Annotated in this window: 10 protein-coding genes; 5 read left to right on the top strand and 5 right to left on the bottom strand. The window is 66.8% G+C overall.

Annotated elements, in window-relative coordinates:
• Nucleotides 1-134 (top strand): citrate/2-methylcitrate synthase (locus tag ON39_RS48060; RefSeq protein ID WP_303621540.1); only part of this gene is annotated, 134 nt, incomplete at its 5' end.
• A gap of 6 nt (nt 135-140) precedes the next feature.
• Here ON39_RS48060 and ON39_RS44910 read toward each other — a convergent pair.
• The gene (locus tag ON39_RS44910) at nt 141-914 is read right to left on the bottom strand and encodes a hypothetical protein (protein WP_040743463.1); all 774 of its coding nucleotides are present in this window, start codon (nt 912-914) and stop codon (nt 141-143) included.
• A gap of 118 nt (nt 915-1,032) precedes the next feature.
• Here ON39_RS44910 and ON39_RS44905 point away from each other — a divergent pair, with 118 nt between their 5' ends.
• Together ON39_RS44905 and ON39_RS44900 are read left to right on the top strand one after the other, a co-directional pair.
• Complete coding sequence (locus ON39_RS44905; RefSeq protein ID WP_040743461.1) at nt 1,033-1,635, top strand: TetR/AcrR family transcriptional regulator; 603 nt, start codon at nt 1,033-1,035, stop codon at nt 1,633-1,635.
• Between the two features lie 87 nt (nt 1,636-1,722).
• Nucleotides 1,723-2,061, top strand: a complete 339-nt coding sequence (locus tag ON39_RS44900) for a YciI family protein (RefSeq protein WP_040743503.1) — start codon at nt 1,723-1,725, stop codon at nt 2,059-2,061.
• A gap of 89 nt (nt 2,062-2,150) precedes the next feature.
• Here the strand turns inward: ON39_RS44900 and ON39_RS44895 are convergent, their stop codons facing one another.
• Complete coding sequence (locus ON39_RS44895; protein WP_083895110.1) at nt 2,151-2,750, bottom strand: helix-turn-helix domain-containing protein; 600 nt, start codon at nt 2,748-2,750, stop codon at nt 2,151-2,153.
• A 98-nt stretch (nt 2,751-2,848) separates the two neighbouring features.
• On the opposite strand from ON39_RS44895, the gene ON39_RS44890 reads away from it, so the two are divergent.
• Nucleotides 2,849-3,670: an MBL fold metallo-hydrolase gene (locus ON39_RS44890; RefSeq protein WP_040743459.1), complete on the top strand. Its 822-nt coding sequence runs from the start codon at nt 2,849-2,851 to the stop codon at nt 3,668-3,670.
• Between the two features lie 349 nt (nt 3,671-4,019).
• On the opposite strand, the gene ON39_RS44885 is transcribed toward ON39_RS44890, so the two are convergent.
• Entirely contained in the window at nt 4,020-4,511 is a 492-nt protein-coding gene (locus ON39_RS44885; protein WP_040743457.1) for a TY-Chap domain-containing protein, read from the bottom strand.
• Nucleotides 4,508-5,116, bottom strand: coding sequence for a DUF6301 family protein (locus ON39_RS46655; RefSeq protein WP_255219353.1), 609 nt, complete (start codon nt 5,114-5,116; stop codon nt 4,508-4,510). Before ON39_RS46655 ends, ON39_RS44885 begins: the two co-directional genes overlap by 4 nt.
• A gap of 126 nt (nt 5,117-5,242) precedes the next feature.
• Here ON39_RS46655 and ON39_RS44875 point away from each other — a divergent pair, with 126 nt between their 5' ends.
• Nucleotides 5,243-5,713 (top strand): DUF3592 domain-containing protein, encoded by a 471-nt coding sequence (locus ON39_RS44875; protein ID WP_040743455.1) that lies wholly within the window; start codon nt 5,243-5,245, stop codon nt 5,711-5,713.
• Between the two features lie 72 nt (nt 5,714-5,785).
• On the opposite strand, the gene ON39_RS44870 is transcribed toward ON39_RS44875, so the two are convergent.
• Nucleotides 5,786-6,568 carry an SDR family NAD(P)-dependent oxidoreductase gene (locus tag ON39_RS44870; protein ID WP_040743453.1) on the bottom strand — a complete coding sequence of 261 codons (783 nt, stop codon included), beginning with the start codon at nt 6,566-6,568 and terminating at the stop codon, nt 5,786-5,788.
• Nucleotides 6,569-6,574: the final 6 nt, after the last annotated feature.

Raw genomic sequence — 6,574 nt, 5'->3', positions numbered from 1 at the left:
TCTTCACGCCCATCTTCGTGATGAGCCGAATCACCGGCTGGGCCGCGCACATCATCGAGCAGTCCGAGTCCAACGCACTCATTCGCCCGCTCAGCGCCTATACCGGTGTGCCCCAACGGTCTATCGTCGCCTGACCCGCGTCACACGGAAGCCAGCAACCAGTTGCTGAACTCCACCGCGAGATGCCATCGGTGTTCGCGAATGAGCCTGGCGGGCAGGGCGGCCGGGAACTGGACGGTCAGCAGGGCTTCGAGAGTGCCTTCGTTGTCCCGGAATTGGTGGCGGACGCCGCCGATGGTCAGTCCGTCGTCGAGCAGGGCTTGGCCCGCGATCTGGATGGGGTAGCGCGGATCGACCGGGATGGTGAGGGCCTCGGTTCTGGTGTAGTCGATGACGAAGCGGGACGGCATGGGTGATCCCCCGGTGGTCTCGACGACCTCGTGCCGGCCGTCGGGCAGGCCGCGCTGCAGGTAGTGGTCGGGACAGGAGTCGACCATCGGGGGTTCGTCGTCGACGACGACCAGGTTGGTGAACCATGCGGCGAAGCGTTCGGCCGAGCGGCCGGGGGCCGACAATCGGGTCACCGAGTGTTGGGTGCGGCCCCTGCTCACCGCGACGGCGGTGCGGGCCGTGCGCTCCGAGAACGCGAGTTCGCGTTTGAGCATGGCGTAGATGCCGGCGTGACCGAGACGAGTTTTCAAGTCCGTCAATGCCTTTCGCCGCGTCTCGAGCGGCGCGGCGGACAGGGTCTCGATCGGGCGGTCCGGCAGGAGTTCGGCGAGCGCACGCGGGCCGAGGCGGGCGGTCATCTTGTTCAGCACCGCGTTCGCGCGACGCGATTCCCACGCCCGCACCTGCTCGCGCGTGACCCGCCGCGCGCCCACGATCGCCTGGATTTCGATGGTCTCGGCCATGTCGGTTTCCTCTCCTCCACCGGTTAACGCTAAAGAAATTAGCATTAACGATGCCTCACGTGGGGGCTAACGCTATATCTCATAGCTTTTACCGCCGGGACCTGCTAGAAACGGGCCCATGGATGATCGCGAGCAAGCGTCGCCGGTCCGACGGCGCACCGGCGGGCGTTCCGCCCGTGTGCGCCAAGCGATTCTGGCCGCGGCGATCGAGCAGGTCGCCGAGCACGGCATCGAGGGGTTGACCTTCGGGGAGGTCGCCGACCGAGCGGGCGTCGCGGTGACCACGCTCTACCGGCGCTGGGAAACCCGCACCGCGCTCATCGCCGAGGCCGTCACCGAACTCGCGGCCGAGAGCAACCCGGTCCCCGACACCGGCACCCTGCGCGGAGACCTCCGGCAACTCGCCGAGCAGATCGCACAGCTCATCTCCCGCCCCGGCATCGCACCCCTTTTGGGCACCACCCTCGCGCTCTCCCGCGACCCCGACGTCGCCGCCGCCCGCCGCCACTTCTGGATCGACCGCTTCGAGCGAATGTCCCCCATCGTCCACCGGGCGATCGAGCGCGGCGAGCTGACCCGCGCCGCAGACCCCCGCGAGGTCATCGAAACCCTCTCCGCCCCTTTACATTTCCAGCTACTCGTCGGCGGCCGTCCACTGGACGACGCGTTCATCACCCGCTGCCTCGACCACACCATCGCGCTCTATGGCAAATCGGAATGACCGCGAGCCGAGGACAACTTCCACGCGGCGCGGTTAGGCTGCGCAGTGGCGTCGCCCCCGCACCTCCGCGATGAGATCGAGGATTCATTGAGCACCACCGTCACCGACGAGCAAATCCGACAGCTGGCCGAATCGGCGAAGCCCTACAGCGTCGCCATCCTCCGCTGGGGCCCGCAACGGCACCGGGACGGCGCCGAGGCGATCGAACTCGAACACCAGCGCCGAATGGTCTCCCTCCGCGCCGACGGCGTCATAGCCATCCTCTGCCCCGTCCTCTCCGACACCACAGCCGGCATCGCCATCATGACCGTCCCACCCGACGAGGCCCAGCACCTCATGGACGCCGACCCCTGCGTCCAAGCCGACATGATCCTCTGCGAAGTCCACCCCTGCCTCAGCTTCCCCGGAGACACCCTCCCCTCCTGACCCCCGAACAGGCGGCGATCACGGGCCAGCTCCGCCGGATCGAACACGCCGACCCTTCCCGCACTCTCGGTTCCGCGTAGCGCGGTCGATCAGTTTCGGCGGGAGATGACCATGATGTATTCGCAGGGGGTGTCGGTGCGGTTGGCGAAGCCGTGGTCCGCGTCGGCCTGGAAGAACACGGAGTCGCCGGTGTGCAGGGTTTCGGTGATGCCGCCGATCGCGACGGTGAGGGTGCCCGCGAGGACGACGAGCTGTTTCTCCGTGCCGGGCGGATAGGCGGGCAGGAGTCCGGTGGAGACCTGCGCGGGGAGGTAGTGGACGATCATCTCGCCGCCGCCCGCGCCCGGGGCCGCCGACACCATGTGCCGCTCGAAACCCGTTTCCGGGTCACGGAATACGGGGCGATCGGACTTGCGCATGACGACGGCCACGCTGGACGCGGCGGCCGGCCCGCCGATCAACTCCGAGAGCGACGCACCGAGCGCGTGGGCGATCCTCGACGCGACGCCGATCGTCGGACTCTTCTCTCCCCGTTCGACTTTCGACAACATGGCCCGGCTGACCGACGACTGCGTGGACAGCTGTTCCAGCGTCAGCCCCGCCTCCTCGCGGCGTCGCCGCACGTTGCCGCCGAACGCGCCGGCCAGGTCGTCGCCGTGCTGCGGTTCGTCTGCGTCTCGCTCGACCACCGTGCTCCTCGATCGAAGGGGTACCTCGGTCGCCACAGTGTAGTATTCTTCTAAAGAAGACAAAGTCTTCTATCGGAGAACTACACATCGGAGATTCCATGCGTTTGATCTCGACCGGCCGGCACCACGCCACGTTCGAACTCGGCGACCTGCAAGTGATTTCGCTGCGCGACGGGTACATCGACATGCCGCCGACCCGGCTGCGCGACGAGGAGGGCCGTCCGCTCCCGCAACTGCCGACCGCCGTGCCGCTGGTCGGCGACAACCTGCGACTGTCGGTCAACGCCTTCTACGTCACCGACGGCACGCGGTCGCTGCTCATCGACACCGGCGCGTCCAACGTCTGGCACGACCCCACCATGGGCTTGATCTACGACGCGCTCGACGAAGCGCGAATCGACCGCGCGCAGATCACCGACGTGGCCATCACCCACCGGCACGAAGACCACGTGAGCGGCCTCATCATGCCGGACGGCGCGGAGGCGTTCCCCGAGCTCGAGCGCGTATGGATCGGCGCGGGCGACCTCTCGGTGTTCACCGGGCGACTCGAGCCGATCCGCGACCGAGTCGTCCCCGTATCGGAAAAGGTCGCGATCAACGACTGGACCACCGCCGTCCCGACCCCCGGCCACACACCCGGCCACACCGTCTTCGACGTCGACAGCGGCGCCGGCCACCTTCTGGTCTGGGGCGATACCGTGCACGTCCCCACGCTCCAATTCGATCAACCGAACGTGTCCTGGGAACTCGATGGCAACCAGTCCCAGGCTCGCACCGCCCGCGCCGCCCTCCTCGAAATACTCGCCCACCCAAATCATTTCGTAGCAGGCGCCCACCTCGACTCCCCCGGTATCGCCCGCATATCGCCCTCCGGCACCGGTTACGCCCTGGAATATCTCGCCCCGCCGATCGGGGTGTAGTTCGCTACGTTGTTGCGGTCCAATGGATCGACGGCGCCGAGAGCCGAGCCGCCGGAGCCCGCGCCGTCGCGCTGCTCCTGCGCCGAGCCTCTCGGCCCTGGCGAGCACTAGGCACCCTCATGCTGATCCCACCGATCAATTGGCTCACCGCCGCGCTCTACCACCTCGTGGCCGTCAACCGCCATCGTCTCCCCGGAGGTACACCCGCGTGCACCCTCCCTGCCCCGAAACACAACCAGGAGCCCACTGCGTAGTTCGCGGTGGGCCCGGTCACTGTTCGGCGCCGTCAAGAATCCACCGGTCGTTCCATGCGCACTACCTTCGGCGTGGAGGTGTTGCTTGCTGTCGGCTATTCGATTTCAGGGCGTAGTCTGCCTTCGATGACAACGCGCAAGGCCGAGATGTCGAAGTCTTCCTTCGAGTTTCGTATCCAGCAGTCGATACTGAGCTCGGTCGGAGCCTGCACCCTCACACCGTGACAGAGCGCTACAGATATATGGTCCGCCACCAGCTCATATGCTCGGAAGGGCACGGGCCACGCGACCAATCGATGCCAGCTGACCGACTGCCCGTCCACCGGCGAAGCCCAACCGTGCTCTTGGAGCAGGGTTTCGACGCGCTCGGGCATCCGCCATTCCTCGGCGAGTTGCGCATTGTGGACGATTTCGCACCACAACACGGGCGTCCCCATATGGAAGCGGGCATACCGGCCGTCTGCGGCGTTGAGCACCAGATACGCCTCGGCGGGCATACACGACAGCGTCAATGCCAATCCCGCCGAAAACTTCTGCCACGCCGCATCAAGGCTCATCGCGTTGATATCGCTCCCGTCGACGCTCACCAGTAACCGGCATCGTATCGTGCGGCGGCATCAGCGGTTGCTTGCGACTCCTGGCTGATGAGATACAGGTACACGGTGTCGTAGACGATCTGCAGCTTGATCCACACACGCGGACATTCCCAACTCATCATTGCCGATTCCCCCGGTGTTACGCGGGTGGGATTATCCAACGCGAGGGTGAGCCCCTCGCCGAGGGCCGCGAACGCGTCCACCAGGGACCGCCGCCGCTGCGCCCATGGGATCGACCGATCGATCTCGTCGCTGACGTGCACCGACATCTCGTCGAACATCCGTCTCCGCCGGGCCACCGACGCGCGGGGAGGGCGCACCCGCAGATCCGTCCGAATGTCCGTGCGCCGGTCGCTGGATTCGCCGAGGCTCCAGCCCGCCGCATCGCAGAACGCGGAAAGATCCTTGTCCAGATACCAGGTCCAGTCGAACTGGGCGGCCAGGCGGGCTGTTCGAACAGCGCCTTCGACATCGACCTGCAAAAGGGGTACTTCCTTCAGCGCTGGACTGGTTGTGCGGCAACCGACCCGGCTGGCCGCGAACCCTTCGCTCGCAACCTCACCGATGTGGTACGCGGGAAATGTAACCGATGGCACCGACAAAACGCACTCTTCAGTCCCCGTCGCCGAGCGTCCGCACACGACTCCAGGCAGGCTGCGTCGCGAGATCGCTTGCGGTGCTGAACATCTGGCAGGCTAGGATTGCGCTCGAGGGGAGGATTCGTGCAGGATTCGCTGGTCGCTCGCATTCAGGGCCACAGGCTTCTCATCTGTGGCATTGCGGGTATCGCGATCCTGTTCGCCGCCGTTCCGATCGGATACAACGCGGTGTTCCTGGCCAATTCCGAAATCGCGGCCGGCACCGCGGTCGAAACCGGCCACGAACTCCGCGACAACACCAAAGGCAGTCGCCCGGCCGGCTCCTCCCTGGTCATCGAGTTCACCACCGCGGCGGGCAGGACGGAACGGTTCGATGGCGACGAGGCCGCCTCCTCGCTCTACATCGAAGTCGGCGACCGGGTACCGGTCCGCTACGACCCGGACAATCCCGACCATGCCGTGGTCGACCGCGACCTCCTCTTCTTCCATCTCACCGTCTTCCCACTGCTCGTGGGCGCGCTCGGCGTCGCGCTCCTGCTGGCAGTCGGATGGACACTGCTGATCTCCCGAAACCAAACCCGCGCGCTCTACTGAAACCGCATCGACAGCTCGCGGTCCGCTGAGTCGAACACGACGGTGGCTCGCGCACCGGTCCTTTGACGGACGTCAAGCTCCCGCACCGCCGTCTACCGGCACGAGGGCGCCGGTAACCATCGAGGCGCGGTCGCTGAGAAGCCAGGCCGCGACCTCGGCGACCTCGCGGGGCCGGGCCATGCGGCCGAGGGGGGTGGCCGCGTTGATGCGCTCGATTGTGCCGGGAGACAATGTTTCCCAGGATTCGATCATCTCCGTCGCCGTAGCTCCGGGGGCGATGGCGTTCACCCGGATACCCGCGCGGCCCCAGGTGACCGCCGCGGATTCGGTGAGGCTGTTGAGAGCGCGTTTCATGGCACCGTATGCCGGAAGCTCCGGGTTCGCGCGTCGGCTGCCGATGCTCGAGGTGTTGACGATCGCGCCGCCGCCGGTCCGGCGCATGAGCGCGGCCTGCGCGGTCATCGCGGTCCACTGTGCGCGGAAGTTCACCGTGAACGTTTGGTCGATGTCCTGCTCGCTCGTCGAGTCGAGGGGGCCGGGCGTTTGGCCGGCCGCCGCGTTGTTGAAGGCGCCGTCGAGCCGTCCGTGCAGTTCGCCGACGCGCGCGACCGCCGCACGGATGCTCGCGTCGTCGGCCAGATCCATTGTCACGGCTTCCGCGACGCCGCCATCCGCGCGGACCTCGGCGACGACCTGCGCCAGGGCGTCGGTACCGCGGGCGGCGAGCACGACGGCCGCGCCCTCGCGCGCGAAAAGCCTTGCGGCGGCAGCTCCGATACCGCGGCTGGCGCCGGTGATGAACACGACCTTCCCGGTGAGCAGGCCGAGGGATGTCGTATCGCGTTTGTCAGTCATGGTGTC

This window comes from Nocardia tenerifensis NBRC 101015 (genome assembly GCF_000308715.1).
Taxonomy (GTDB): domain Bacteria; phylum Actinomycetota; class Actinomycetes; order Mycobacteriales; family Mycobacteriaceae; genus Nocardia; species Nocardia tenerifensis.
This window is presented reverse-complemented; position numbering and strand designations above follow the sequence as displayed.

Coding starts and splice junctions, on each gene's coding strand:
- ON39_RS44870 (WP_040743453.1), bottom strand. CDS start 6,568: ATGACTGACAAACGCGATACGACATCCCTCGGCCTGCTCACCGGGAAG.
- ON39_RS44910 (WP_040743463.1), bottom strand. CDS start 914: ATGGCCGAGACCATCGAAATCCAGGCGATCGTGGGCGCGCGGCGGGTC.
- ON39_RS44890 (WP_040743459.1), top strand. CDS start 2,849: ATGCGTTTGATCTCGACCGGCCGGCACCACGCCACGTTCGAACTCGGC.
- ON39_RS44905 (WP_040743461.1), top strand. CDS start 1,033: ATGGATGATCGCGAGCAAGCGTCGCCGGTCCGACGGCGCACCGGCGGG.